The organism is Vibrio crassostreae (assembly GCF_041439375.1).
Classification (GTDB): Bacteria; Pseudomonadota; Gammaproteobacteria; order Enterobacterales; family Vibrionaceae; genus Vibrio; species Vibrio crassostreae_D.
In genome coordinates this window covers 1-22,451 of the sequence record NZ_JBGONY010000049.1, presented here as the reverse complement: position 1 = coordinate 22,451, position 22,451 = coordinate 1, and the positions used below count along the sequence as shown (strand labels likewise).

Sequence of the window (22,451 nt, the reverse complement as noted above, 5' to 3'; positions counted from 1 at the left end):
ACGAGGACAATGAATGAACCCCATAGCCCAACCGAGCGTCCTCACTTCTTTCTCTCCTAGTATCAAGGGAGCGGTAGAGATATTGAATCAGGGTTTAGAGTTTTTGTTAACGATATCTGACAGCGACTACCTGACACGAGCGAATCCGCACGTCACAAGCTCTATTGGTGAGCATACTCGCCACACGCTCGATCTTTTTCATGCGCTTATTTTAAAAGAGAACGCGACCGTTGATTACAACACTCGTCGCCGTGGTCACCCTGTCGAATTCGACAGGTCAATCGCAGTAAAAGAGATCCATTACGTGATCAACTGGCTTGAACGATTAGACCGCAGAGATCTCGAAGCGCCTATCATGATCCAAACCGAGGTTTCGATGGATGTTCAGGTGTTTGCAAGCCTACCTTCTACGCTAGAAAGAGAAGTCACCTTTGCTGCGCTGCACGCCAATCATCATTACGCGATGATCAAGGTGATCACGACCTTTCTTGATGTCGAAACATGCAACACCTTTGGTTATGCCCCAACCACCAGCAGCTATCTGAGGGAGCAATAATCATGTGTTCAGTATCTTGGCTGCTTGAAGACAATGGCTATCAGGTCTTCTTTAATCGTGATGAACAAAAGACACGGGCACTGGCGATGCCACCTAAACAATATCGAGTTAACGGCGTCGATATCATCATGCCACTCGACCCAACCGGCGGTGGTAGCTGGATCAGTATCAATGAGTTCGGGCTTTCGTTATGCCTACTCAATAACTATCAAGGCATCGTACCTGATGGACTTTTAGTCAGCCGTGGTTTGTTACTCAAGAACCTATCATCGAGTCGTAATATCAGTCAGCTCTCTGAAGCATTTCATAAGCTCGATCTGCACTCTTTTTCCCCCTTTACCTTGTTGGCTTTCGCGCCGAATTTAACTCAGAACAATGGTTTGGTTATCGCCTACATGTGGGATGGTATTCAACAGCACATCGTCAACACTGATTCTCCACTCTTCTCATCCGGTGTTGATTTAGAGCGAGTACAAGCCTACCGACAAGCAAAATACGATCAACTTATGACAACAGGCAAGAATCAGCAGAACTTACTTCAATTTCACTCTCACCATCATAGTGAACAGCATCATTTAGCGACCTGTATGCATCGTGAAGACGCACATACGGTGAGCTTTACACACTTACATAATCTACATGGCCAAGCCTCGATGTTTTATGCACCCGGCTCGCCTTGTGAACCCATTAAGCAATGCCAGATAAATCAACAGCGCTTTACGTTCGATTTATCACCCGCAATCAATCTATAGATGGAGTCCATCATGAGAAAACTATTAACTATGGTTCTGCTACTTGTTAGCCCGTACGTATTTGCCGCCGATGAAATCTACACTGGTTTCTTTAGCAGTAAGGCGCTCGATGGCTACGATACCGTCGCGTATTTCACTTCCGGTAAGCCCATTGAAGGCAGTAAAAAATTCAGCACCGAGTACAAAGGGGCGGATTGGTATTTCTCTTCTGAAAAGAATCTGACTTTATTTGTTAATAATCCTGAAAAATATGCCCCTCAATATAGTGGCTATTGCGCTTGGGCAGTATCAGCGAAGAGTGACTTTGCACCGGGTGACCCACATCAATGGACGATTGTTGATAACAAGCTTTACCTCAACTATGACCAAGAGATTAAGCTGCGTTGGGAGCAAGACCAAGCACAGCATATTCAACAAGCCGATAAAGTTTGGCCGCAACTGATTAAGTAAGGGAATAATCATGACATTCACTCCAGCCAAACATATCCCTGCGGCATTTATCGCGTTTGTGTTTATTCAGTCGCTGTTCTTTAAGTTCACTGGCTCATACGAGACAGAGCATATCTTTGGCACGCTCGCGACATGGTCAGGGCTCAGTTGGTTCGGCTCGTTTGGCGGCTACTTGATTGGATTCGCTGAATTGATTGCTGCCATTTTGCTCTTCACTCGTTGGCACGGCCTGGGTGCCATTATGAGCGTTGGCATCATGAGTGGTGCGATATTTTTCCACCTGTTTACGCCGCTCGGCATTCAAATGCCTGAGTTCAATGCTGCGGGTGAAATTGTCGGTTACGACGGTGGATTATTGTTTGGCATGGCATGCCTAGTGTGGTTATGCGGTGCTTTTTTAAGTGTGAAAGATTTCAAGAATCAAGACGGTTTCCTAAACAACTTTAGTCAATAAGGTAGCTTCATTATGATTGATAGTCCTTTTCGTTTACCACGTTACACGCCTTTTGGTTTAGGTGAGTCTGTTGTCGAGTGGGCAACTGGGCTATCTAAGCTAGACCGACTCTACCAAGATCGAAAAAACGAGTTATCTAGCTTTGAATTCATGAATTACACCCTATCGGCACTTAATATCGACTACTCGGTTGCATCAGGAAGCACAGAGAATATCCCGGAAGAAGGGCCTGTCGTGATTGTGGCGAACCACCCACTTGGCGCCATTGAAGGTGTGATCCTTGCCGATCTCGTAGGATCAGTCAGGAAGGATGTGAAGGTGTTGGCGAATGAATTGCTCAAGCGACTACCTGAACTGGATGATCTTTTCATTGGCGTTGATGTCTTTAATAGTAAAGAGTCGAAACGCACCAATGCCAAAGCCATTCGTGATGCCAATCGTCACCTAGCCGATGGCGGGCTGTTGATCGTGTTCCCTGCTGGGGAAGTATCAAGTTATCGTAAAGGGGCAAAAACACTGACGGATATCGAATGGAGCAAATCAGTCGCGAAGTTCGTTAAACGTCATCAAGCCACTACGGTTCCTATCTTTATCAATGGAAAAAACAGTGAGCTTTTCTACCAAGCGGGTCGTGTACATCCACTGTTGAGAACCGCTCTACTCGGGCGTGAACTTCTTAATAAACAAGCGACAACTATCTCTATCTCGATTGGCTCATCGATTCCGTATTCAGAGATAAAATCGTTTGAAAAAGAGATGGATATCGTCAACTACCTACGACTTAATACCTACCTAATGAGTCAACAAGATAGTACGAATACACCAATCCACGCGCCTTCTTTCGATACTCAAGTGATAGCGCCAATATCACCCGAAGTATTGGCAATTGAGGTAGGCTCACTCCCTGAAGAGATGAAGCTGCTCGAACAAGGCGACTACGAGGTCTACTGCACGCCAAGCCAATCTATTCCAAACTTAATGCGTGAGATTGGTCGAGTCAGAGAAGAGAGCTTCCGTGAAGTTGGAGAAGGCAGTGGGCTTGCTTGTGATTTAGATGAGTACGACCTTTACTACCACCAACTGTTTGTGTGGAACAAAACTAAGGCAGAATTGATCGGCGCTTATCGATTGGGTATGGTCGACAAGTTAATCGCAGAGCACGGGTTGGACCAACTCTATTCCCGCAGTCTATTTAACTATAACCAAGAGTTTATCGATACGTTAGACAACAGCATTGAGCTTGGTCGCTCTGTAGTGAGCAAGCCTTACCAAAAGAGCCTTAACTCACTGTTATTGCTATGGAAAGGTATCGCGACCTTTGTGTCTCGTCATCCTCAATACACCCACCTATTTGGCCCGGTCAGTATCAGTAATGATTACAGCCACAATGCACGCCTGTTGATAGCAACAACCTTATCGATTCACCACTACGATGAGGAAAAGGCCAATCTGGTTTCCCCTTCATCACCGCTCAATACCAGTAGTCATGTGTTCTGGCAGAATCATCTATTATCGTCACTGGCGAGTGTGCCCCTACTTTCAAAAGTATTAGCACGGATGGAACAAGGAAAAGGCTTACCGGTATTATTGCGCCAATACCTAGGGATGAACGGGAAACTGGTTTGCTTTAACGTCGACCCATCATTTAATGATGCCTTAGATGGTTTGATTGTCGTGAACCTTAAGAAGGTACCATTGAAGACCTTAGGCAAATACATGGGTCGAGAACTTGCTCAAGATTACCTAGAGCAACACGCACGACGCTGAATTCGCCCGCTCTGTACCTACACTCAAATAAGTGCGATGATTTCGGCACTTATTTGGGTTAGGTTATTTTCATGCACACCTCTTTTATCGAACAACTGCAAAGCTTCGACTTCTCAGAAAGTCAGATTGAATCTCTAGTCGCCGTCGCCAAGCCACTTGAGCTACCGACCAGACACATTCTTATTAACCAAGGTGAGATGGCTGGCTCAATCTACTTCGTACTTGAAGGCTTGTGCCATGCTTGCTACCTCACTGATGATGGTAAGCAATACAGCAAAGAGTTCTACTGGGAACAAGATTGGATCATCGGTTTTGAGAGTCTGATAAAAAACCAAGCTTCCCCGTATCTGCTTGAAACACTAACACCCATCACAATGTTAGAACTGCCAATGAATGCGGTAATCGAGTGGCGTGCATCGAATAACCCTTTGTATTTAAAGCTGTTAGAAACACAACTGATGCATAAGGAAAACAAAGAACGCTTCATGCTGCTTTATACCCCTGAGCAACGTTACCAGCTTTTCTGCGAACACTACCCAGACCTTGAACAACGCCTCAACGACAATCAAATTGCCGCCTACTTAGGAATAACCGCGATAAGTTTGAGCAGAATTAAAGGTCGAATTAACAATAGTTAATGCCAACAATCATCACGCATAGTACATTCAGAGCATCGATAACCTCTGGATGTAAACATGATCACTTGGCACTCAATTCTTTTCTCTGAACTTTCAACACATCAGCTTTATCAACTACTTAAATTACGAGTAGATGTATTTGTGGTTGAGCAAACCTGCCCTTATCCAGAGCTTGACGGTAAAGACACACTCGCTGGTGTTCATCACCTTCTTGGTTACGTAGATGAGGAGCTAGTGGCATGTGCTCGCTTATTGCCTCCGGGCACGAGTTATGACAACACCAGCATCGGCCGAGTGGCGACCAAGCAATCGGCAAGAGGCGATGGCTTAGGACACCAATTATTGAAAGAAGCATTAACACACTGTGAGTCTCTTTGGCCTGGCACGACCATAGATATTGGTGCACAAGAGCACCTAGAAAGCTTCTATGAAAGTCATGGATTCAAGACGATCTCTGAGATGTATCTGGAAGATGATATTCCGCACGTCGATATGAGATTAGAGAAGTAATGTCGAATATCACTGTCGGTATCCTACTACTGATCGCAGGTAACCTGTTTGCCTCGCTTTCGGACGTAGCAGTAAAACTATTGAATGGCGAAGTACCGCCTCTTCAATATATCTTTTTCCGACAGTTGATATCTCTGCTGATCATCACCCCATTGTGGTTGCAGCAGAAAAAGGAACAACGACGCTTACAGCAAGCCAAAGTCACCTTCATACGAGGCCAACTAATATTAATTGGCAGTGGGTGTATGGTTGTGGCAATCACTCATTTATCTTTAGCAACCGCCAACGCTGTGTTTTACGTAGCGCCCCTATTGATGTTGCCTCTTTCTATGTTTCTACTCAAAGAGCAACCTGCGCTAGGCAAGGTCATCGCCACCACTGTCGGCTTTATTGGCGCGCTAATCGTATTGCGGCCTTCTCAGTTCCACTGGGCAGCACTGTTTGCATTGGGGACAGCACTAACTCTTGCCCTATTTAACGTACTGGTAAGGAAGCTTCCTAGTGAGCAATCTGTAGTGACGACGCTGTGGTGGACAACCCTCTTCTCCATACCTGTATCGTTACTACTGTGCTTGTTGTATTGGCAACCGGTATCTATCGAGCACTTAGGATACATAGCACTCAGCGCAACACTCATCTTGAGCTATAACGGACTTGCGGTTGCCGCCTATCAGAAAGCACACTCAAGCCAAATCGCCTTGGCTGAATATTCAGGCTTGGTGTTTGTCGCGCTAATAGGCGCCATTTGGTTCGATGAGATTCCAGATACATTAACCTTTATCGGTATCATGCTGATCATCTTGCCACTCGCCCCTTTCAAGCGACCAAAAAAAAGAGCTAATGCTTAGCTCTTTTCTATCATGCTGTTGAGTTCGTAACTCAAACAAGGCACTTATTTACTACGGCCAAAGCCGCCATCAGACAAGCGGAAGAACATCACCGATGTGTTGCCTTTCTCTAACTGCAGGATATCAAGCTGCCCGGTCTCGGCCTGTTTGAATCGAACTAACTGGCCTTTACGAATCTGACTTAGTGGTTTGTCTGAGCCTTCAATACGCACTAGCGCATTCAAGTCCGACAACGGTAAATCGTTGTTTCGAAAAACCTGTGCTAACGTATCCCCTTGCTTTACGAGGTACTCCTGCCAGTTGTTGTTGCTCGGTTCTGATGAACTGTTCTTGGCATTTTGCTGTTCGCTTAAGCCAACGGTGTTTATCTCTAGCTCAACGCGCGATGTTGTTGGCGCAACGTCTACTTTAGGTTCTGGTAGCGGCACAAAAAGTAATATCAGTACGATAGGAGAAATCACCATCAACAGTCTTTGGTGTAACTTCGGCAATGAGCCCCAAGTTTGCGCTGTCGAGGTTTTCATTTTCTTCACATCGATCGAACTCAATTTCTCTTTGACCTGATTCAGTCGATCCTTGAACTCTGCTAAGTGGTCTACTTTCTGTTTTTTCTTTTGACGACGATTCATGCCACTGCGTCCTATACATTGAATAACTACAGTATAAAAACCAAAGTACCAACAGTATAGATCTTTCCGCTACAACAGAGACCAAAGCAAGAAAATTGACATAGCTGTGATTTGGACACGGTAAAGCGTAAGTGATCAGGGGCTAGCCGTTTCTTCACGCTGCTAATACTGGTATTCTTACCCTTTTCGTACTGACAAAAAGAGTGACTTTTCATGTCTGAAGTAAAATTTGAAACTGTAGAGCAAAAAGCTAGCTACGGTATCGGTCTACAAATGGGCCAACAACTTGCTGGTTCTGGTCTTGAAGGCCTAAACGTTGACGCAATCGCTGCTGGTATTGCAACAGCTCTAGTTGGTGACATGCCAGCTATCGAAGTTGACGAAATCAACAACGCACTACAAGAGCTACACACTCGTGGTGAAGCTGCACGTCAAGAACTAGCTAAAGCTGCTGCTGCTGACGGCGAAGCTTTCCTAGCTGACAACGCTCTTCGTTCAGAAGTAACAGTTCTTGAGTCTGGTCTTCAGTACGAAGTACTAACTGAAGGTACTGGCGAAATCCCTACTGCAGACAAGCAAGTACGTGTTCACTACCACGGTGAACTAACTGACGGTACTGTTTTCGATAGCTCTGTATCTCGCGGTCAACCTGCTGAATTCCCAGTAACTGGCGTAATTCAAGGTTGGGTACAAGCTCTACAAATGATGCCTGTTGGCTCTAAGTGGAAGCTATACATCCCTCAAGATCTAGCATACGGTGAGCGCGGCGCAGGTGCTGCAATCCCACCATTTGCTGCTCTAGTATTTGAAGTAGAACTTCTAGCAATTCTTTAATTTTTATAAAATTCTATAGTAAAACAAAATACTATAGGCAAATAAAATTGAAATAATCCAACGGCGATGTGACTACATCGCCGTTTTTCGTTTATAGTGAAAGAGTAAATTACTTTATTACTTAAGGACGAATAATGAAGAAAGTACTCATCACAGTTTTAAGCAGCCTTGCTGTTGTCTCTTGCGCTAGCACTAGCGACTCAGAACAAACCAGTTCATCATCAGATACCAATTATTCCCAACTATCACAAACTGCACTAATGGCAGCAGTGAATATGTGGTCTCAACAGAATGAAACAACACCTCTTGCAGATACTGTCGCTGACCAAGCTTCTGTTACCAGCGATCAAGCAATTGGCGGCATCGGTTCAATGTTGGCCCTTGCACAAAATTCACTTGGCACAGCCGACAACAAAGAACTCGCGACACTTATTCCTGGCATGTCGACTCTTGAGTCAACTGGACTATCATCACTACTTAACTCGCAAAGTGCGGTTGAAAGTGCCTTCACAAGTCTAGGAATGGACTCATCGATGGTTTCAACATTTGCGCCAATCGTTCTTCAAGCACTGCAGTCGCAAGGCGCAACAAGCGGTCTAATGGATTCACTTGCTGCTGTATGGCAATAATAACTAGTATGGAAATCTGATAAGGGCACTTCGGTGCTCTTTTTTATGCGTGAAAGAAAAGATATACGAGATACGAGATACGAGATATTTTTGAAAAATGGAGCAGATAAGACAAGCAGAAATGCCAAACATCGTGGTGCAATTACTTAGTATAGATTTCCTTATTCTACAGATACAAAAAAGCCGAGCTAATGCTCGGCTTTTGTATTAAGAATCTAGTATAGATTACTCAGCAGCTTCTTCAGCAGCTGGGCGGTCTACAAGCTCAATGTAAGCCATTGGAGCTTTATCACCAGTACGGAAACCACATTTAAGAATGCGAGTGTAACCACCTTGGCGAGCCGCGAAACGCGGGCCTAGTTCATTAAATAGTTTTGCCACAACTTCGTTATCACGAGTGCGAGCAAATGCAAGACGACGGTTAGCAACACTGTCTGTCTTAGCTAGGGTAATCAATGGCTCAATTACGCGACGTAGTTCTTTTGCTTTAGGCACGGTAGTTTTAATAACTTCGTGACGAACAAGAGAGCTAGCCATGTTGCTGAACATCGCTTTGCGATGACTGCTGTTGCGGTTGAGTTGACGACCACTTTTACGATGGCGCATGACCTAATCCTTCTAACTTTTCGATTAATCTTCAGCGATTGACGCTGGTGGCCAGTTTTCTAGACGCATGCCTAGAGACAGACCACGTGAAGCAAGCACATCTTTAATCTCTGTAAGAGATTTCTTACCAAGGTTTGGCGTTTTAAGTAGCTCAACCTCAGTGCGCTGTACAAGATCACCGATGTAGTGAATCGCTTCTGCTTTCAAACAGTTAGCAGAGCGAACTGTTAGTTCAAGATCGTCTACAGGACGTAGTAGGATAGGATCGAATTCTGGCTTCTCTTCCTTCTCCTCAGGTACACGTACATCACGAAGATCTACGAACGCATCCAGTTGTTCAGCTAAAATAGTAGCTGCACGACGGATTGCTTCCTCAGGTTCTAGAGTACCGTTCGTTTCCATATCGATAACAAGCTTGTCTAAATCGGTACGTTGTTCTACACGTGCCGCTTCTACAGCGTAAGCGATTTTATCAACCGGGCTGTAAGTAGCGTCAACTAGTAGACGACCGATAGGACGCTCATCTTCTTCAGTATGGATACGAGCTGAAGCTGGAACGTAACCACGACCACGTTCTACTTTGATACGCATAGCGATCTCAGCATTGTCATCCGTTAGGTGACAAATTACGTGCTCAGGGTTAGCGATCTCTACATCACCATCGTGGGTGATGTCACCTGCAACAACAGGGCCTGAGCCTGATTTGTTCAGTGTAATAAACACTTCATCTTTGCCTTCAGCAACGCGTACAGCCAAACCTTTAAGGTTTAGAAGGATTTCCAGGATATCTTCCTGAACGCCTTCTTTAGTGCTGTATTCGTGTAGCACACCTTCGATTTCAACTTCTGTTACGGCACAACCCGGCATAGAAGATAGAAGAATGCGGCGAAGAGCATTACCTAGAGTGTGGCCGAAACCGCGCTCTAATGGCTCAAGAGTTACTTTCGCGTGTGTCGTATTGATCTGTTCAATGTCAACAAGACGCGGCTTAAGAAATTCTGTTACAGAACCCTGCATTGTGTCCTCTCTTTTTTTAACCTTACTTAGAGTAAAGTTCGACGATCAAGTGTTCATTGATGTCAGCTGATAGGTCAGAACGCTCAGGCATACGCTTGAATGTACCTTCCATTTTGCCAGCATCTACTTCAATCCAAGTTGGCTTTTCACGTTGTTCAGCAACTTCTAGAGCCGCTTTAATACGAGATTGCTGTTTAGCTTTCTCGCGGATAGAAACAACGTCGTTTGCCGCTACTTTGAAAGAAGGAACGTTTACAACTTTACCGTTAACTAGGATAGACTTGTGGCTAACTAGTTGACGAGATTCAGCACGAGTAGCGCCAAAGCCCATACGGTAAACTACGTTATCAAGACGACCTTCAAGAAGCTGAAGCAGGTTTGCACCTGTGTTGCCTTTAAGACGTGCAGCTTCTTTGTAGTAGTTGCGGAATTGTTTTTCTAGAACGCCGTAGATACGACGAACTTTTTGCTTCTCACGAAGCTGAACGCCATACTCAGATAGACGACCGCGACGAGCGCCGTGTACACCTGGTGCGTTATCAATTTTACACTTGGTATCGATCGCACGGACACCAGACTTAAGGAATAAGTCAGTACCTTCGCGACGGCTAAGCTTCAGCTTAGGACCCAAATATCTTGCCATGATCTTTCTCCAATATTCCTAGAAACGAAACTTAAACGCGACGTTTCTTAGGTGGACGACAACCGTTATGAGGGATTGGTGTCGCATCAACAATGTTAGTGATACGGAAACCAGCAGCGTTCAGTGCACGAACAGTAGATTCGCGACCTGGACCTGGACCCTTAACCATAACTTCCAAGTTCTTTAGGCCATATTCTTTAGCCATTTCACCACAACGCTCAGCTGCAACTTGTGCTGCGAACGGAGTAGATTTACGAGAACCACGGAAACCTGAACCACCTGCTGTAGCCCATGCAAGAGCGTTGCCTTGACGGTCAGTGATAGTTACGATTGTGTTGTTGAAAGAAGCATGAATGTGCGCTACGCCATCAGCTACTTGCTTGCGTACGCGCTTACGCGCGCGAGTTGGTTGTTTTGCCATTGTACTCTACCTTATCCGACTATTTCTTGATCGGCTTGCGCGGACCCTTACGGGTGCGAGCGTTGGTTTTAGTACGCTGTCCACGTAGTGGTAGACTGCGACGATGACGAAGACCGCGGTAACAGCCAAGGTCCATAAGACGCTTGATGTTCATCGATACTTCACGACGTAGATCACCTTCTACAGTGTACTTAGCTACACCATCACGCAGTTGATCGATCTGCTCTTCAGTTAGTTCACTGATCTTAGCATCTTCAGCAATACCCACTTCAGCTAGAATAGCTTGAGAGCGAGTTTTACCGATACCGTAGATTGCAGTAAGTGCAATTACAGAATGCTTATGATCAGGAATGTTAATGCCGGCTATACGGGCCATTATTCACTCCTAAGGGGTTCATAAAAGAATTATCCGCAGCAAAGCCCGTTATGGATACGCTGCGGCATACTACTTCTTTTGCACGCAAAAGGTAGGCCGAGGAATATACTCGACTCTACCTTGTATTTCAAGTAAAAATTTCTGCTAATTAGCCTTGGCGTTGCTTATGCTTTGGCTCACTGCAAATCACGCGAACGACACCGTTACGCTTGATAACTTTACAGTTACGGCAGATTTTTTTAACGGAAGCACGAACTTTCATTGCTAAACTCCGTAAATGGAATCGAAATAATTACCACCGAATTAACGGCCGTAACCTTTCAGATTCGCTTTCTTTAACACAGAATCATACTGTTGTGACATCAGATGAGTCTGTACCTGTGCCATGAAATCCATGATAACTACCACTACGATTAGTAGTGATGTGCCGCCGAAGTAGAAACGAACGTTCCACGCGACCATCATGAATTCAGGAATCAGACATATAAAAGTAATGTATAGAGCGCCCGCAAGGGTTAGTCTAGTCATCACTTTATCGATATATTTCGCTGTCTGCTCACCTGGGCGGATACCGGGTACGAATGCACCAGACTTCTTCAAGTTATCAGCTGTTTCACGTGGGTTAAACACCAACGCTGTATAGAAGAAACAGAAGAAGATGATAGCTGCTGCATAAAGCATTACATACAAAGGTTGACCTGGGCTAAGAGCTAATGACACGTCAGTTAACCAACCGAACGCGCTGCTTTCACCATTTTGACCAAACCACTGCGCTAATGTTCCTGGGAACAAAATAATACTTGATGCGAAAATCGCTGGAATAACACCTGCCATATTAATCTTAAGAGGCAAGTGAGAGCTTTGTGCTGCAAAAACTTTACGACCTTGTTGACGTTTCGCATAGTTAACGACGATACGGCGTTGACCACGTTCCATGAAAACTACGAAGTAAATAACAGCAAAAGACAATACAGCAATCAACAGCAGAAGAAGCACATGCAATTCACCTTGACGCGCTTGCTCGATTGTTTGACCGATTGCAGAAGGCAATCCAGCAACAATACCTGCAAAAATCAGAATGGAAATACCATTACCGATTCCTCGCTCAGTGATTTGTTCACCTAACCACATTAAGAACATGGTACCAGTTACTAAACTCACGGTAGCAATAAGCGTAAACATGGTTTGGTTGATAACAACCAGATTGTCGACCATGTTTGGTAAGCCTGTTGCGATACCAATAGCTTGGAATGTTGCAAGTACAAGCGTGCCGTAGCGTGTATATTGGCTTATCTTACGACGGCCTGCTTCACCCTCTTTCTTGAGTTCCGCTAACGCTGGATGAACTACAGTTAGCAATTGGACTACGATCGATGCCGAAATGTACGGCATGATACCCAATGCTAATATAGATGCACGCTCAAGAGCACCACCGGAGAACATGTTAAACATTTCAACGATGGTACCTTTTTGCTGATCGAACAAATCGGCAAGTACAGCTGCGTCAATACCAGGGATCGGCACAAAAGAGCCGGCTCGGAATACTAAAAGTGCACCAATTACGAATAATAAGCGCGACTTTAGTTCACTTAAGCCGCTCTGAGCACTACGAAAATCTTGTCCTGGTTTCTTAGCCATCTGTACCTCGTTCCTCGAGATTATTCCTCGATTTTACCGCCTGCAGCTTCGATTGCAGCTTTAGCGCCTTTAGTCACGCGTAGACCTTTAACAGTCACAGCTTTGCTTAGGTCACCAGAAAGAACGATCTTAACAAATTCGATGTTCTTAGTGATAACGTTAGCAGCTTTAAGGCTGTTAAGATCAACTACGTCACCTGTTACTTTCGCTAGCTCAGCTAGACGAACTTCAGCAGACACTAGGCTCTTACGAGAAGTGAAACCGAATTTAGGTAGACGTTGTTTTAGAGGCATTTGACCGCCTTCAAAACCTGGACGAACAGAGCCGCCAGAACGTGACTTTTGACCTTTGTGACCGCGGCCACCTGTTTTACCAAGGCCAGAACCGATACCACGACCTACACGCTTCTTAGAAGGTTTAGAGCCAGCAGCCGGTGATAGAGTATTCAAACGCATTCTGATTACTCCTCAATCTTAACCATGTAGTAAACCTTGTTGATCATACCGCGTACGCACGGAGTATCTTCAAGTTCTACTGTATGGTTGATGCGACGAAGACCTAGACCTTTAAGACACGCTTTGTGCTTAGGTAGGCGACCAATTGAGCTTTTAGTTTGAGTTACTTTAATAGTTGCCATCGTGTGCTTACTCCGAAATAGATTCAACAGTTAGACCACGTTTAGCAGCAACCATTTCTGGTGACTTAACGTCTACTAGAGCACCAATCGTTGCACGAACGATGTTGATCGGGTTCGTTGAACCGTATGCTTTAGAAAGTACGTTATGTACGCCCGCAACTTCAAGTACAGCACGCATTGCACCACCGGCAATAACACCTGTACCTTCTGCAGCTGGCTGCATGTAAACTTTAGAGCCCGAATGACGACCTTTCACCGGGTGGTGAAGAGTGCCTTCGTTAAGCGATACTGTAACCATGTTACGGCGCGCTTTTTCCATTGCTTTTTGAATCGCAGCAGGTACTTCACGAGCTTTGCCGTAACCGAAACCTACGCGACCGTTACCGTCACCAACTACTGTTAGTGCAGTAAAGCTCATGATTCGACCACCTTTAACCGTCTTAGATACACGGTTAACTGCGATCAGCTTTTCTTGCAAATCATTAGCTTGTTGTTGTTCTTTAGCCATCTTCCAACCCTACCTTAGAATTTCAGACCAGCTTCGCGAGCAGATTCTGCTAGCGCCGCTACTCGACCGTGGTATTGGAAACCAGAACGATCAAATGCAACTGAAGCTACGCCTTTTTCAAGAGCGCGCTCAGCAACAGCTTTACCAACTGCTTTAGCTGCATCAACGTTACCAGTGTTCTTAACTTGCTCACGGATCGCTTTTTCTACAGTAGAAGCAGCTGCGATAACCTCAGAGCCGTTTGCCGCGATAACTTGTGCGTAAACATGGCGAGGAGTACGGTGTACTACCAGGCGAGTTGCACCAAGTTCTGCAATCTTACGACGTGCACGTGTAGCACGACGGATGCGAGATGCTTTCTTATCCATAGTGATACCTTACTTCTTCTTAGCTTCTTTAGTACGCACATTTTCATCTGCGTAACGAACACCTTTGCCTTTGTAAGGCTCAGGAGCACGGTAAGAACGAATGTCAGCCGCAACTTGACCTACTACTTGCTTATCGCAACCAGTAATGATGATCTCAGTTTGGCTAGGGCACTCAGCTTTAATACCTTCAGGTAGAGCGTGCTCTACTGGGTGAGAAAAACCAAGAGTTAGAGCTACAGAGTTGCCTTTCATAGCAGCACGGTAACCAACACCCTTAAGAGTTAGCTTCTTAGTGAAGCCCTCAGTAACACCCACAACCATGTTATTAACTAGAGCGCGAGCTGTACCAGCTTGTGCCCATGCGTTAGTAACACCTTCTTTCGGACCGAAAGTTAGGTTGGTTTCTTCCTGTGCAATAACTACGGCGCTGTTAAGAACGCGAGTAAGCTCACCTTTGCTACCTTTTACAGTAACTTCTTGGCCGTTTAGTTTCACCTCTACGCCAGCTGGAATAGCGACAGGTGCTTTAGCAACACGAGACATAATCTACTCCTTAAGCTACGTAACAGATGATTTCACCGCCAAGACCTGCTTTACGAGCAGCACGGTCAGACATCAGACCCTTGGAAGTAGAAACAACTGCAATACCAAGACCACCCATCACTGTAGGTAAAGAGTCTTTATTTTTATAAACTCTTAGACCAGGACGTGATACACGCTTGATTTGCTCGATTACAGGTTTAGCTTGGAAGTACTTAAGAGTAACTTCTAGCTCAGGTTTTGCTTCGCTGTTAACAGCGAAGTCTACGATGTAACCTTCAGCTTTAAGTAATGCAGCAATTGCAACTTTAAGCTTTGAAGAAGGCATTTTTACAGCAACTTTGTTTGCTGCCTGACCGTTACGAACTCGGGTCAGCATATCCGAAATCGGATCTTGCATGCTCATAAGATTTACTCCAAATGATTAAGTGGCAATTACCAGCTAGCCTTACGAAGACCCGGAATCTCGCCTTTCATGCAAGCTTCACGAACCTTAATGCGGCTTAGACCGAATTTACGTAGGTAACCGTGTGGACGACCAGTTTGGTTGCAACGGTTGCGCTGACGTGATGCACTTGAATCACGTGGAAGAGATTGCAGTTTAAGAACCGCATTCCAACGATCTTCTTCAGATGCGTTTACATCGCTAATGATAACTTTTAGCGCAGAACGCTTTTCAGCGAACTTAGCTACTAGTTTTGCACGTTTAGCTTCACGTGCTTTCATTGATTGTTTAGCCATAACAGTAACCCTACCCTTACTTACGGAATGGGAAGTTAAAGGCAGCCAGCAGAGCTCGGCCTTCCTCATCGGAACCCGCAGAAGTCGTGATAGTAATATCAAGACCGCGGACACGATCGACTTTATCGTAGTCGATTTCCGGAAAGATGATTTGCTCGCGAACGCCCATGCTGTAGTTACCGCGACCGTCAAAAGACTTAGCGCTAACACCACGGAAATCACGTACACGTGGAAGTGCGATAGAGATTAAACGCTCTAAAAATTCCCACATGCGCTCACCACGCAAGGTTACTTTACAACCAATTGGGTAGCCTTCACGAATTTTGAAACCAGCTACAGATTTACGCGCTTTAGTGATAAGTGGCTTTTGACCAGAGATCGTTGCCATATCAGCTGCTGCGTTTTCTAGCAGTTTCTTATCGTTGATTGCTTCACCAACGCCCATGTTTAGGGTGATTTTCTCAATCCTAGGGACTTGCATGACGCTTGTGTAGCTGAACTCTTTGGTAAGCTCAGCGACTACAGACGACTTGTAGTAATCATGCAGTTTCGCCATAGTAGAACTCCAAATTACTTCTAATTAGTTAGAAACAGTTTCGCCGTTAGATTTGAAGAAACGAACTTTCTTGCCATCTTCGATACGGAAACCGATACGGTCTGCTTTACCAGTAGCCGCGTTAAAAACAGCAACGTTAGAAGCATCAATAGCTGCTTCTTGTTCAACGATGCCACCTTGTTGACCTAGAGCCGGAACCGGCTTTTGGTGTTTCTTAACAAGGTTGATGCCTTCAACGATAACTTTACCAGTTGTCAGAACCTTAGTTACTTTACCTTTCTTGCCTTTATCTTTACCAGCAAGAATGATTACTTCGTCATTACGACGGATTTTAGCTGCCATATTGCCGCTCCTTACAGAACTTCAGGTGCTAGTGATACAATCTTCATGAATTTCGCGTTACGAAGTTCACGAGTCACAGGACCAAAGATACGTGTGCCGACTGGTTGCTCAGTAGTGTCATTTAACAATACACAAGCATTACTGTCGAAGCGAATGACAGAACCGTCTGGGCGACGAACGCCTTTACGGGTGCGCACTACTACCGCCTTCAGAACATCACCTTTTTTTACTTTACCGCGAGGAATCGCTTCCTTCACTGTAACCTTGATGACGTCACCGATATGTGCATAACGGCGGTGAGAGCCACCCAGAACCTTAATACACATTACCTTGCGCGCGCCAGAGTTATCTGCTGCGTCAAGTGTACTTTGCATCTGGATCATTGTTAGTGCTCCGCTAAATATTAAAACTAGACCCTCTCGGGTCGGGCTGCCTCTTTAAAAGGGACGCGAATTGTACCACCCTTTTTTTAAATTGGGTAGACAAAAAACAAGCGGCTCCAAAAAATTATTTGGAGCCGCTTATAAGTTATAGAATTACAAAGATTAAATCTTCGCTTTTTCTAGAACTTTAACCAATGTCCAAGACTTAGTCTTAGACAGAGGACGACACTCAGCGATTTCAACTTTGTCGCCTAGGCCACAAGTGTTGTCTTCGTCGTGTGCGTGTACTTTAGTCGTGCGTTTGATGAACTTACCGTAAATTGGGTGTTTTACAGTGCGTTCAATAGCAACAACGATAGACTTGTCCATCTTGTCGCTTACTACACGGCCTTGCTGGATGCGGTTAGTTTCGCTCATTATGCGCCTGCCTTTTCAGTCAAAACAGTTTTCACACGTGCGATGTCACGGCGTACAGCTTTTAGAGTATGAGTTTGCTGTAGTTGACCAGTTGCAGCTTGCATGCGCAAGTTGAACTGTTCACGTAGCAAATTCAATAGCTCAGCGTTAAGCTCTTCAACGTTCTTTTCGCGTAGATCTTGTGCTTTCATCACATCACCTGCTTAGTTACAAAAGTAGTTTTAACAGGCAGTTTACGTGCCGCTAGGCGGAACGCTTCACGTGCCAACTCTTCAGGTACGCCATTCATCTCGTACATAACTTTGCCTGGTTGGATTTGAGCAACCCAGTACGCAACTGAACCTTTACCTTTACCTTGACGAACTTCAAGAGGCTTTTCAGTAATCGGCTTGTCTGGGAATACACGGATCCAGATTTGACCTTGACGCTTAATGTGACGTGTCATAGCACGACGTGCCGCTTCGATTTGACGTGCAGTCAGACGACCACGGCCAACAGCTTTAAGACCGAATTCGCCGAAGCTTACTTCAGTACCTTTAGCTAGACCACGGTTACGACCAGTCATAACCTTGCGGAACTTAGTACGTTTTGGTTGTAGCATCGTTCGACTCCTTACTTACGGCCTTTACGCTGCTTCTTAGGCTTATCGCCTTTTGGCTCTACTGCGTTAGCAGCTGGCATACCGCCTAGAATCTCACCTTTGAAGATCCAAACTTTAATGCCGATCACACCGTATTGAGTGTGAGCCGAAGAAGTTGCGTAATCAATGTCTGCACGTAGAGTGTGTAGAGGCACACGGCCTTCACGGTACCACTCAGAACGTGCGATTTCAGCACCGCCAAGACGGCCGCCTACTTGTACTTTGATGCCTTTAGCGCCTAGACGCATAGCATTTTGTACCGCACGCTTCATTGCACGACGGAACATAACACGACGCTCTAGTTGAGACGCGATGCTATCAGCTACAAGCTGACCATCTAGCTCAGGCTTACGTACTTCAGCGATGTTAATTTGCGCTGGTACACCTGCGATTTTAGCTACAGCTGCGCGTAGCTTCTCTACGTCTTCACCTTTCTTACCGATAACAACGCCAGGACGAGCAGTGTGAATAGTCACACGGATGCTCTTAGCTGGACGCTCGATAACGATACGAGATAATGATGCTTTTTGTAGTTCCTTTGTAAGGAACTGACGTACCTTGAAGTCGCCGTCTAGGTTGTCAGCGAATTCGTTGGTATTAGCAAACCATGTAGCATTCCAAGGCTTAACGATGCCAAGACGAATACCATTAGGATGTACTTTCTGACCCATTGCTTACTCTCCTAGTCTTTAGCGATCTGCTACAACAATAGTGATGTGGCTTGAACGCTTCAAGATACGATCCGCACGACCTTTAGCACGAGGCATAATACGCTTCATGATAGGGCCCTCATCTACGAAGATTTTAGCGACATTTAGATCGTCGATATCTGCACCTTCGTTATGTTCCGCGTTAGCGATAGCTGACTCAAGAACCTTCTTAACTAATACAGCAGCTTTTTTGTTGCTGAAAGTTAGAATTTCTAGAGCTTGGTCTACCGACTTACCGCGAATTTGGTCTGCAACTAAGCGAGCTTTCTGTGGAGAAATACGAGCAAAGTTATGTTTAGCTAAAGCTTCCATCATCTACTCCTTATTTCTTCTTAGCTTTCTTATCTGCAGCATGACCGCGATAAGTACGAGTTGGTGCAAATTCGCCCAGTTTGTGACCGATCATTTCTTCGGTAACGAAAACTGGAACGTGCTGACGACCATTATGGACAGCGATGGTCAAACCAATCATTGTTGGGATGATCATTGAGCGACGGGACCAAGTCTTAATAGGCTTTTTGTCTCCGCTTTCCACCGCTTTCTCTACCTTCTTCAGCAAGTGTAGGTCAATAAAAGGACCTTTCTTGAGAGAACGTGGCATGGCGATTCCTCTTTATAAATTATTTAGTGCGACGACGTACGATGTACTTGTCAGTGCGCTTGTTCTTACGAGTCTTGAAGCCCTTAGTAGGAACGCCCCAAGGAGAAACTGGGTGACGACCACCAGATGTGCGGCCTTCACCACCACCATGTGGGTGATCCACCGGGTTCATTACTACACCACGTACGGTTGGACGTACGCCGCGCCAGCGTGAAGCACCAGCTTTACCAAGTTCACGTAGCATATGCTCAGAGTTACCAACTTCACCGATCGTTGCACGACCTTCAGAAAGTACTTTGCGCATCTCACCAGAACGTAGACGGATAGTTACGTATGCACCATCGCGAGCGATGATTTGAGCATAAGCACCAGCCGAACGAGCTAGTTGAGCACCTTTACCAGGCTTAAGTTCAACACAGTGTACAGTAGAACCTACTGGGATGTTGCGCATCGGCAGAGTGTTACCTGCTTTGATTGCAGCATCTACGCCAGATTGAATCTGGTCGCCTGCGTTAACACCTTTAGGTGCAATGATGTAACGACGCTCACCGTCTGCGTACAGAACTAGAGCGATGTTAGCACTACGGTTTGGATCGTATTCTAGACGCTCAACTTTCGCTGGGATGCCATCTTTAGTACGTTTGAAGTCAATTACACGGTAATGGTGCTTATGACCACCACCGATGTGACGTACTGTAATACGACCGTTGTTGTTACGACCACCGTTCTTAGAGTTTTTCTCTAGAAGTGGTGCGTATGGCTTACCCTTGTGTAGGTCAGCGTTAACAACTTTAACGACGTGACGACGACCAGGGGAAGTCGGCTTACATTTAACAATAGCCATTTTTACTACTCCTGTTATTCCGCGCCGCCAACGAAGTCAAGATCTTGACCTTCTTTCAAAGTAACGTAGGCTTTTTTCACGTCTGAACGACGGCCTTCACGCATACCTTGACGTTTGGTCTTACCCTTTAAAACAAGAGTATTTACAGACTTAACTTCAACTTCAAATAGCTTTTCTACAGCTGCTTTGATCTCTTTCTTAGTTGCATCTTTAGCTACTTTGAAAACGATAGTGTTCGCTTTCTCAGCTGCCATAGTTGCTTTTTCAGAGATGTGCGGAGCACGTAGAACTTTTAAGATACGCTCTTCAGTGATCATGCTAGCATCTCCTCAACTTGCTTAACTGCGTCAGCAGTCATTAGAACCTTGTCGAAAGCGATTAGTGATACTGGATCAACACCAGCAACATCACGTGCATCTACTTTGTATAGGTTACGAGCAGCTAAGAATAGATTTTCATCTACTTCGCCAGTCACAATCAGAACGTCGCTTAGCTCAAGCTCTTTAAGCTTAGCTACAAGTTCTTTTGTTTTTGGTGCTTCTACAGAGAAGTTATCAACAACGATTAAACGCTCTTGACGAACTAGCTCAGAAAGAATGCTCTTCATAGCACCGCGGTACATTTTTTTGTTTACTTTTTGGCTGTGATCTTGTGGTTTCGCAGCAAAAGTAACACCACCTGTACGCCAGATTGGGCTACGAATTGTACCAGCACGTGCGCGGCCAGTACCTTTTTGACGCCATGGCTTAGCGCCACCGCCAGATACTTCAGAACGAGTCTTTTGAGCACGAGTACCTTGACGAGCACCTGCTGCATATGCAACAACTACTTGGTGTACAAGAGCTTCGTTGAAGTCACGTCCGAAAGTAGTCTCGGAAACAGTTAGTGCATCAGCACCTTTAACCATCAATTCCATTACTTACTCCTAGACGTTATGCTTTAACAGCAGGTTTTACGATCACGTTTCCGCCTGTTGAGCCCGGTACTGCACCTTTAATAAGGAGTAGATTGCGCTCAGCGTCAACACGTACGATCTCTAGGTTTTGAGTCGTTACACGCTCAGCACCCATGTGACCTGCCATTTTCTTGCCTTTAAACACGCGGCCTGGAGTTTGACATTGGCCAATTGAACCCGGTGCGCGGTGAGACAAAGAGTTACCGTGAGTCATATCTTGAGTAGAGAAGTTCCAACGCTTGATAGCGCCTTGGAAGCCTTTACCTTTAGATGTACCAGTAACGTCTACTTTTTTAATTTCGTTGAAAAGTTCTACGTTTAGCTCAGCGCCAACTTCAAACTCTTCGCCGTTTTCTAAACGGAATTCCCAAAGACCGCGACCTGCTTCTACACCCGCTTTCGCGAAGTGACCAGCTTCAGGTTTAGTTACACGGTTAGCTTTCTTAGCACCAGTAGTTACTTGGATTGCTGCGTAGCCGTCTGTCTCAAGAGTTTTAACTTGAGAAATACGGTTCGCTTCAACCTCAACAACAGTTACTGGGATAGAAACGCCTTCTTCAGTAAATACGCGGGTCATACCCACTTTACGTCCGACTAGACCAATCATTATTCTTATCTCCCTTAACCTAGGCTGATTTGAACATCAACGCCAGCTGCAAGATCAAGACGCATTAGAGCATCAACAGTTTTATCTGTTGGCTCAACGATGTCGATCAAACGCTTGTGAGTACGGATTTCGTACTGATCACGTGCATCTTTGTTGACGTGTGGAGAGGTAAGAACAGTGAAACGCTCTTTACGAGTAGGAAGTGGAATAGGACCACGAACCTGTGCGCCAGTACGTTTTGCTGTTTCAACGATTTCCGCAGTTGAAGCATCGATTAGCTTGTAATCAAACGCTTTAAGGCGGATACGAATACGTTGGTTCTGCATGAGACAGAGCTCCAATTATTAAAAATTACACAAACAATATCGCCACTCAAGCCCGATAAAACGAGAGAATGCCGATTGATTTATGTGAAACCGTAGCATCCAAAATTAGGACGCATTGTCAGTTAACTTTTGAAGCAAACAAAAAGTTTACTATTTTTATTAACCGCGAACATAAGCTGAGTATACATTACTAGGTAAGACCTACTCCTCAGTGCTCATTGGTTCACAACCAGCGTTAGCCAGTGCGATGCATTATACAGATCACACTTTAGTATGCAAGTAGTGTTGGAAAAATAATCGGAATTTATTGGAAGTTGGTTTTGTATCGAGAGGGAAGAAGATAGATGGAAGGTAATATTTCTTTCGAGAAAACAAAAGGGAAGCCGAAGCTCCCCTTTTCAGATGCGTGCTCTTCTAATGAAGAGTGTGCAAAAATCTAAATGATATTAAGCGAAGATTTTAGCTACAACACCAGCACCAACTGTACGGCCACCTTCGCGGATTGCGA

The 22,451-nt window shown here is 45.2% G+C and carries 39 protein-coding genes; 10 read left to right on the top strand and 29 right to left on the bottom strand.

Annotated features, from left to right (window positions below; genetic code table 11):
* Nucleotides 1-13: 13 nt before the first annotated feature.
* The 8 genes from ACED45_RS18010 (at nucleotide 14) to ACED45_RS17975 (ending at nucleotide 5,975) form a co-directional block, all read left to right on the top strand.
* Nucleotides 14-556 (top strand): hypothetical protein, encoded by a 543-nt coding sequence (locus ACED45_RS18010; RefSeq protein ID WP_371714639.1) that lies wholly within the window; start codon nucleotides 14-16, stop codon nucleotides 554-556.
* Nucleotides 557-558: 2 nt separating this feature from the next.
* A complete protein-coding gene (locus tag ACED45_RS18005) occupies nucleotides 559-1,308 on the top strand; it encodes an NRDE family protein (RefSeq protein ID WP_371714637.1) in 750 nt (249 codons plus the stop codon).
* 12 nt (nucleotides 1,309-1,320) lie between these two features.
* The gene (locus ACED45_RS18000) at nucleotides 1,321-1,758 is read left to right on the top strand and encodes a YHS domain-containing (seleno)protein (protein ID WP_371714636.1); all 438 of its coding nucleotides are present in this window, start codon (nucleotides 1,321-1,323) and stop codon (nucleotides 1,756-1,758) included.
* Between the two features lie 10 nt (nucleotides 1,759-1,768).
* On the top strand, nucleotides 1,769-2,212 hold the full coding sequence (locus ACED45_RS17995) for a hypothetical protein (RefSeq protein ID WP_017096575.1): 444 nt from the start codon (nucleotides 1,769-1,771) through the stop codon (nucleotides 2,210-2,212).
* A 12-nt stretch (nucleotides 2,213-2,224) separates the two neighbouring features.
* On the top strand, nucleotides 2,225-3,979 hold the full coding sequence (locus tag ACED45_RS17990; protein ID WP_371714635.1) for a lysophospholipid acyltransferase family protein: 1,755 nt from the start codon (nucleotides 2,225-2,227) through the stop codon (nucleotides 3,977-3,979).
* 71 nt (nucleotides 3,980-4,050) lie between these two features.
* Nucleotides 4,051-4,617: a Crp/Fnr family transcriptional regulator gene (locus ACED45_RS17985; RefSeq protein WP_048659300.1), complete on the top strand. Its 567-nt coding sequence runs from the start codon at nucleotides 4,051-4,053 to the stop codon at nucleotides 4,615-4,617.
* Between the two features lie 57 nt (nucleotides 4,618-4,674).
* Complete coding sequence (locus ACED45_RS17980) at nucleotides 4,675-5,127, top strand: GNAT family N-acetyltransferase (protein WP_371714634.1); 453 nt, start codon at nucleotides 4,675-4,677, stop codon at nucleotides 5,125-5,127.
* On the top strand, nucleotides 5,127-5,975 hold the full coding sequence (locus tag ACED45_RS17975) for a DMT family transporter (RefSeq protein ID WP_371714633.1): 849 nt from the start codon (nucleotides 5,127-5,129) through the stop codon (nucleotides 5,973-5,975). The genes ACED45_RS17980 and ACED45_RS17975 overlap by 1 nt, the downstream gene beginning before the upstream one ends.
* A 44-nt stretch (nucleotides 5,976-6,019) precedes the next feature.
* Here ACED45_RS17975 and ACED45_RS17970 read toward each other — a convergent pair whose 3' ends face one another.
* Complete coding sequence (locus ACED45_RS17970) at nucleotides 6,020-6,604, bottom strand: LysM-like peptidoglycan-binding domain-containing protein (protein WP_371714632.1); 585 nt, start codon at nucleotides 6,602-6,604, stop codon at nucleotides 6,020-6,022.
* 213 nt (nucleotides 6,605-6,817) lie between these two features.
* Between ACED45_RS17970 and ACED45_RS17965 the strand changes: the two genes are divergently transcribed.
* Nucleotides 6,818-7,438: an FKBP-type peptidyl-prolyl cis-trans isomerase gene (locus ACED45_RS17965; protein ID WP_008220519.1), complete on the top strand. Its 621-nt coding sequence runs from the start codon at nucleotides 6,818-6,820 to the stop codon at nucleotides 7,436-7,438.
* Between the two features lie 134 nt (nucleotides 7,439-7,572).
* Nucleotides 7,573-8,067 carry a DUF2780 domain-containing protein gene (locus tag ACED45_RS17960; RefSeq protein WP_327785114.1) on the top strand — a complete coding sequence of 165 codons (495 nt, stop codon included), beginning with the start codon at nucleotides 7,573-7,575 and terminating at the stop codon, nucleotides 8,065-8,067.
* A 225-nt stretch (nucleotides 8,068-8,292) separates the two neighbouring features.
* On the opposite strand, the gene rplQ is transcribed toward ACED45_RS17960, so the two are convergent.
* From rplQ to rpsJ, 28 genes are all read right to left on the bottom strand, one after another.
* The gene (gene rplQ / locus ACED45_RS17955) at nucleotides 8,293-8,673 is read right to left on the bottom strand and encodes a 50S ribosomal protein L17 (RefSeq protein WP_004729812.1); all 381 of its coding nucleotides are present in this window, start codon (nucleotides 8,671-8,673) and stop codon (nucleotides 8,293-8,295) included.
* Between the two features lie 24 nt (nucleotides 8,674-8,697).
* Complete coding sequence (locus ACED45_RS17950; RefSeq protein WP_004729813.1) at nucleotides 8,698-9,690, bottom strand: DNA-directed RNA polymerase subunit alpha; 993 nt, start codon at nucleotides 9,688-9,690, stop codon at nucleotides 8,698-8,700.
* A 22-nt stretch (nucleotides 9,691-9,712) separates the two neighbouring features.
* Nucleotides 9,713-10,333: a 30S ribosomal protein S4 gene (gene rpsD / locus ACED45_RS17945; RefSeq protein WP_004738777.1), complete on the bottom strand. Its 621-nt coding sequence runs from the start codon at nucleotides 10,331-10,333 to the stop codon at nucleotides 9,713-9,715.
* A 31-nt stretch (nucleotides 10,334-10,364) separates the two neighbouring features.
* On the bottom strand, nucleotides 10,365-10,754 hold the full coding sequence (gene rpsK / locus ACED45_RS17940; protein WP_004738778.1) for a 30S ribosomal protein S11: 390 nt from the start codon (nucleotides 10,752-10,754) through the stop codon (nucleotides 10,365-10,367).
* A gap of 19 nt (nucleotides 10,755-10,773) precedes the next feature.
* Nucleotides 10,774-11,130, bottom strand: coding sequence for a 30S ribosomal protein S13 (rpsM, locus tag ACED45_RS17935; protein WP_004738779.1), 357 nt, complete (start codon nucleotides 11,128-11,130; stop codon nucleotides 10,774-10,776).
* 148 nt (nucleotides 11,131-11,278) lie between these two features.
* Nucleotides 11,279-11,392: a 50S ribosomal protein L36 gene (gene rpmJ, locus ACED45_RS17930; protein ID WP_000868186.1), complete on the bottom strand. Its 114-nt coding sequence runs from the start codon at nucleotides 11,390-11,392 to the stop codon at nucleotides 11,279-11,281.
* 41 nt (nucleotides 11,393-11,433) lie between these two features.
* Nucleotides 11,434-12,768 (bottom strand): preprotein translocase subunit SecY, encoded by a 1,335-nt coding sequence (gene secY / locus ACED45_RS17925; RefSeq protein ID WP_004738781.1) that lies wholly within the window; start codon nucleotides 12,766-12,768, stop codon nucleotides 11,434-11,436.
* 20 nt (nucleotides 12,769-12,788) lie between these two features.
* A complete protein-coding gene (gene rplO, locus ACED45_RS17920; protein WP_004736758.1) occupies nucleotides 12,789-13,223 on the bottom strand; it encodes a 50S ribosomal protein L15 in 435 nt (144 codons plus the stop codon).
* A gap of 5 nt (nucleotides 13,224-13,228) precedes the next feature.
* The gene (rpmD, locus tag ACED45_RS17915) at nucleotides 13,229-13,405 is read right to left on the bottom strand and encodes a 50S ribosomal protein L30 (protein ID WP_004736756.1); all 177 of its coding nucleotides are present in this window, start codon (nucleotides 13,403-13,405) and stop codon (nucleotides 13,229-13,231) included.
* Between the two features lie 7 nt (nucleotides 13,406-13,412).
* The gene (gene rpsE / locus ACED45_RS17910; protein WP_017061307.1) at nucleotides 13,413-13,913 is read right to left on the bottom strand and encodes a 30S ribosomal protein S5; all 501 of its coding nucleotides are present in this window, start codon (nucleotides 13,911-13,913) and stop codon (nucleotides 13,413-13,415) included.
* A 14-nt stretch (nucleotides 13,914-13,927) separates the two neighbouring features.
* Nucleotides 13,928-14,281, bottom strand: coding sequence for a 50S ribosomal protein L18 (rplR, locus tag ACED45_RS17905; protein ID WP_004738784.1), 354 nt, complete (start codon nucleotides 14,279-14,281; stop codon nucleotides 13,928-13,930).
* A 9-nt stretch (nucleotides 14,282-14,290) separates the two neighbouring features.
* Complete coding sequence (rplF, locus tag ACED45_RS17900; RefSeq protein ID WP_017063712.1) at nucleotides 14,291-14,824, bottom strand: 50S ribosomal protein L6; 534 nt, start codon at nucleotides 14,822-14,824, stop codon at nucleotides 14,291-14,293.
* A gap of 10 nt (nucleotides 14,825-14,834) precedes the next feature.
* Nucleotides 14,835-15,227 (bottom strand): 30S ribosomal protein S8, encoded by a 393-nt coding sequence (gene rpsH / locus ACED45_RS17895; RefSeq protein WP_017061309.1) that lies wholly within the window; start codon nucleotides 15,225-15,227, stop codon nucleotides 14,835-14,837.
* 29 nt (nucleotides 15,228-15,256) lie between these two features.
* Nucleotides 15,257-15,562, bottom strand: a complete 306-nt coding sequence (gene rpsN, locus ACED45_RS17890) for a 30S ribosomal protein S14 (protein WP_004738789.1) — start codon at nucleotides 15,560-15,562, stop codon at nucleotides 15,257-15,259.
* A 16-nt stretch (nucleotides 15,563-15,578) separates the two neighbouring features.
* Nucleotides 15,579-16,118: a 50S ribosomal protein L5 gene (rplE, locus tag ACED45_RS17885; RefSeq protein WP_004738790.1), complete on the bottom strand. Its 540-nt coding sequence runs from the start codon at nucleotides 16,116-16,118 to the stop codon at nucleotides 15,579-15,581.
* A 24-nt stretch (nucleotides 16,119-16,142) separates the two neighbouring features.
* Nucleotides 16,143-16,460, bottom strand: a complete 318-nt coding sequence (gene rplX, locus ACED45_RS17880; RefSeq protein WP_004738792.1) for a 50S ribosomal protein L24 — start codon at nucleotides 16,458-16,460, stop codon at nucleotides 16,143-16,145.
* An 11-nt stretch (nucleotides 16,461-16,471) separates the two neighbouring features.
* Entirely contained in the window at nucleotides 16,472-16,843 is a 372-nt protein-coding gene (gene rplN, locus ACED45_RS17875) for a 50S ribosomal protein L14 (protein WP_004736740.1), read from the bottom strand.
* A 162-nt stretch (nucleotides 16,844-17,005) separates the two neighbouring features.
* The gene (gene rpsQ / locus ACED45_RS17870) at nucleotides 17,006-17,260 is read right to left on the bottom strand and encodes a 30S ribosomal protein S17 (protein ID WP_004736739.1); all 255 of its coding nucleotides are present in this window, start codon (nucleotides 17,258-17,260) and stop codon (nucleotides 17,006-17,008) included.
* A complete protein-coding gene (rpmC, locus tag ACED45_RS17865; RefSeq protein WP_004736737.1) occupies nucleotides 17,260-17,451 on the bottom strand; it encodes a 50S ribosomal protein L29 in 192 nt (63 codons plus the stop codon). The genes rpsQ and rpmC overlap by 1 nt, the downstream gene beginning before the upstream one ends.
* Nucleotides 17,451-17,861, bottom strand: a complete 411-nt coding sequence (gene rplP / locus ACED45_RS17860; protein WP_004736736.1) for a 50S ribosomal protein L16 — start codon at nucleotides 17,859-17,861, stop codon at nucleotides 17,451-17,453. The genes rpmC and rplP overlap by 1 nt, the downstream gene beginning before the upstream one ends.
* A gap of 11 nt (nucleotides 17,862-17,872) precedes the next feature.
* Nucleotides 17,873-18,571, bottom strand: a complete 699-nt coding sequence (gene rpsC / locus ACED45_RS17855) for a 30S ribosomal protein S3 (protein WP_004736734.1) — start codon at nucleotides 18,569-18,571, stop codon at nucleotides 17,873-17,875.
* An 18-nt stretch (nucleotides 18,572-18,589) separates the two neighbouring features.
* Nucleotides 18,590-18,922 (bottom strand): 50S ribosomal protein L22, encoded by a 333-nt coding sequence (rplV, locus tag ACED45_RS17850; protein WP_004736732.1) that lies wholly within the window; start codon nucleotides 18,920-18,922, stop codon nucleotides 18,590-18,592.
* A 10-nt stretch (nucleotides 18,923-18,932) separates the two neighbouring features.
* Nucleotides 18,933-19,211, bottom strand: a complete 279-nt coding sequence (gene rpsS, locus ACED45_RS17845) for a 30S ribosomal protein S19 (protein WP_004736729.1) — start codon at nucleotides 19,209-19,211, stop codon at nucleotides 18,933-18,935.
* A gap of 19 nt (nucleotides 19,212-19,230) precedes the next feature.
* Nucleotides 19,231-20,055 carry a 50S ribosomal protein L2 gene (gene rplB / locus ACED45_RS17840; protein ID WP_010435149.1) on the bottom strand — a complete coding sequence of 275 codons (825 nt, stop codon included), beginning with the start codon at nucleotides 20,053-20,055 and terminating at the stop codon, nucleotides 19,231-19,233.
* A gap of 14 nt (nucleotides 20,056-20,069) precedes the next feature.
* Nucleotides 20,070-20,372: a 50S ribosomal protein L23 gene (gene rplW / locus ACED45_RS17835; RefSeq protein WP_004736765.1), complete on the bottom strand. Its 303-nt coding sequence runs from the start codon at nucleotides 20,370-20,372 to the stop codon at nucleotides 20,070-20,072.
* Entirely contained in the window at nucleotides 20,369-20,971 is a 603-nt protein-coding gene (gene rplD, locus ACED45_RS17830) for a 50S ribosomal protein L4 (protein WP_004738803.1), read from the bottom strand. Before rplD ends, rplW begins: the two co-directional genes overlap by 4 nt.
* Before the next feature lie 16 nt (nucleotides 20,972-20,987).
* Nucleotides 20,988-21,617: a 50S ribosomal protein L3 gene (gene rplC / locus ACED45_RS17825; protein ID WP_004736763.1), complete on the bottom strand. Its 630-nt coding sequence runs from the start codon at nucleotides 21,615-21,617 to the stop codon at nucleotides 20,988-20,990.
* Between the two features lie 14 nt (nucleotides 21,618-21,631).
* The gene (rpsJ, locus tag ACED45_RS17820; protein ID WP_004736761.1) at nucleotides 21,632-21,943 is read right to left on the bottom strand and encodes a 30S ribosomal protein S10; all 312 of its coding nucleotides are present in this window, start codon (nucleotides 21,941-21,943) and stop codon (nucleotides 21,632-21,634) included.
* Nucleotides 21,944-22,451: the final 508 nt, after the last annotated feature.

What these genes read in the sequence shown, in the direction of transcription:
- ACED45_RS18010 (WP_371714639.1), top strand. Translation starts at nt 14, where the DNA reads ATGAACCCCATAGCCCAACCGAGCGTCCTCACTTCTTTCTCTCCTAGT.
- ACED45_RS18005 (WP_371714637.1), top strand. Translation starts at nt 559, where the DNA reads ATGTGTTCAGTATCTTGGCTGCTTGAAGACAATGGCTATCAGGTCTTC.
- ACED45_RS18000 (WP_371714636.1), top strand. Translation starts at nt 1,321, where the DNA reads ATGAGAAAACTATTAACTATGGTTCTGCTACTTGTTAGCCCGTACGTA.
- ACED45_RS17995 (WP_017096575.1), top strand. Translation starts at nt 1,769, where the DNA reads ATGACATTCACTCCAGCCAAACATATCCCTGCGGCATTTATCGCGTTT.
- ACED45_RS17990 (WP_371714635.1), top strand. Translation starts at nt 2,225, where the DNA reads ATGATTGATAGTCCTTTTCGTTTACCACGTTACACGCCTTTTGGTTTA.
- ACED45_RS17985 (WP_048659300.1), top strand. Translation starts at nt 4,051, where the DNA reads ATGCACACCTCTTTTATCGAACAACTGCAAAGCTTCGACTTCTCAGAA.
- ACED45_RS17980 (WP_371714634.1), top strand. Translation starts at nt 4,675, where the DNA reads ATGATCACTTGGCACTCAATTCTTTTCTCTGAACTTTCAACACATCAG.
- ACED45_RS17975 (WP_371714633.1), top strand. Translation starts at nt 5,127, where the DNA reads ATGTCGAATATCACTGTCGGTATCCTACTACTGATCGCAGGTAACCTG.
- ACED45_RS17970 (WP_371714632.1), bottom strand. Translation starts at nt 6,604, where the DNA reads ATGAATCGTCGTCAAAAGAAAAAACAGAAAGTAGACCACTTAGCAGAG.
- ACED45_RS17965 (WP_008220519.1), top strand. Translation starts at nt 6,818, where the DNA reads ATGTCTGAAGTAAAATTTGAAACTGTAGAGCAAAAAGCTAGCTACGGT.
- ACED45_RS17960 (WP_327785114.1), top strand. Translation starts at nt 7,573, where the DNA reads ATGAAGAAAGTACTCATCACAGTTTTAAGCAGCCTTGCTGTTGTCTCT.
- rplQ (WP_004729812.1), bottom strand. Translation starts at nt 8,673, where the DNA reads ATGCGCCATCGTAAAAGTGGTCGTCAACTCAACCGCAACAGCAGTCAT.
- ACED45_RS17950 (WP_004729813.1), bottom strand. Translation starts at nt 9,690, where the DNA reads ATGCAGGGTTCTGTAACAGAATTTCTTAAGCCGCGTCTTGTTGACATT.
- rpsD (WP_004738777.1), bottom strand. Translation starts at nt 10,333, where the DNA reads ATGGCAAGATATTTGGGTCCTAAGCTGAAGCTTAGCCGTCGCGAAGGT.
- rpsK (WP_004738778.1), bottom strand. Translation starts at nt 10,754, where the DNA reads ATGGCAAAACAACCAACTCGCGCGCGTAAGCGCGTACGCAAGCAAGTA.
- rpsM (WP_004738779.1), bottom strand. Translation starts at nt 11,130, where the DNA reads ATGGCCCGTATAGCCGGCATTAACATTCCTGATCATAAGCATTCTGTA.
- rpmJ (WP_000868186.1), bottom strand. Translation starts at nt 11,392, where the DNA reads ATGAAAGTTCGTGCTTCCGTTAAAAAAATCTGCCGTAACTGTAAAGTT.
- secY (WP_004738781.1), bottom strand. Translation starts at nt 12,768, where the DNA reads ATGGCTAAGAAACCAGGACAAGATTTTCGTAGTGCTCAGAGCGGCTTA.
- rplO (WP_004736758.1), bottom strand. Translation starts at nt 13,223, where the DNA reads ATGCGTTTGAATACTCTATCACCGGCTGCTGGCTCTAAACCTTCTAAG.
- rpmD (WP_004736756.1), bottom strand. Translation starts at nt 13,405, where the DNA reads ATGGCAACTATTAAAGTAACTCAAACTAAAAGCTCAATTGGTCGCCTA.
- rpsE (WP_017061307.1), bottom strand. Translation starts at nt 13,913, where the DNA reads ATGGCTAAAGAACAACAACAAGCTAATGATTTGCAAGAAAAGCTGATC.
- rplR (WP_004738784.1), bottom strand. Translation starts at nt 14,281, where the DNA reads ATGGATAAGAAAGCATCTCGCATCCGTCGTGCTACACGTGCACGTCGT.
- rplF (WP_017063712.1), bottom strand. Translation starts at nt 14,824, where the DNA reads ATGTCTCGTGTTGCTAAAGCACCTGTCGCTATTCCAGCTGGCGTAGAG.
- rpsH (WP_017061309.1), bottom strand. Translation starts at nt 15,227, where the DNA reads ATGAGCATGCAAGATCCGATTTCGGATATGCTGACCCGAGTTCGTAAC.
- rpsN (WP_004738789.1), bottom strand. Translation starts at nt 15,562, where the DNA reads ATGGCTAAACAATCAATGAAAGCACGTGAAGCTAAACGTGCAAAACTA.
- rplE (WP_004738790.1), bottom strand. Translation starts at nt 16,118, where the DNA reads ATGGCGAAACTGCATGATTACTACAAGTCGTCTGTAGTCGCTGAGCTT.
- rplX (WP_004738792.1), bottom strand. Translation starts at nt 16,460, where the DNA reads ATGGCAGCTAAAATCCGTCGTAATGACGAAGTAATCATTCTTGCTGGT.
- rplN (WP_004736740.1), bottom strand. Translation starts at nt 16,843, where the DNA reads ATGATCCAGATGCAAAGTACACTTGACGCAGCAGATAACTCTGGCGCG.
- rpsQ (WP_004736739.1), bottom strand. Translation starts at nt 17,260, where the DNA reads ATGAGCGAAACTAACCGCATCCAGCAAGGCCGTGTAGTAAGCGACAAG.
- rpmC (WP_004736737.1), bottom strand. Translation starts at nt 17,451, where the DNA reads ATGAAAGCACAAGATCTACGCGAAAAGAACGTTGAAGAGCTTAACGCT.
- rplP (WP_004736736.1), bottom strand. Translation starts at nt 17,861, where the DNA reads ATGCTACAACCAAAACGTACTAAGTTCCGCAAGGTTATGACTGGTCGT.
- rpsC (WP_004736734.1), bottom strand. Translation starts at nt 18,571, where the DNA reads ATGGGTCAGAAAGTACATCCTAATGGTATTCGTCTTGGCATCGTTAAG.
- rplV (WP_004736732.1), bottom strand. Translation starts at nt 18,922, where the DNA reads ATGGAAGCTTTAGCTAAACATAACTTTGCTCGTATTTCTCCACAGAAA.
- rpsS (WP_004736729.1), bottom strand. Translation starts at nt 19,211, where the DNA reads ATGCCACGTTCTCTCAAGAAAGGTCCTTTTATTGACCTACACTTGCTG.
- rplB (WP_010435149.1), bottom strand. Translation starts at nt 20,055, where the DNA reads ATGGCTATTGTTAAATGTAAGCCGACTTCCCCTGGTCGTCGTCACGTC.
- rplW (WP_004736765.1), bottom strand. Translation starts at nt 20,372, where the DNA reads ATGATCACTGAAGAGCGTATCTTAAAAGTTCTACGTGCTCCGCACATC.
- rplD (WP_004738803.1), bottom strand. Translation starts at nt 20,971, where the DNA reads ATGGAATTGATGGTTAAAGGTGCTGATGCACTAACTGTTTCCGAGACT.
- rplC (WP_004736763.1), bottom strand. Translation starts at nt 21,617, where the DNA reads ATGATTGGTCTAGTCGGACGTAAAGTGGGTATGACCCGCGTATTTACT.
- rpsJ (WP_004736761.1), bottom strand. Translation starts at nt 21,943, where the DNA reads ATGCAGAACCAACGTATTCGTATCCGCCTTAAAGCGTTTGATTACAAG.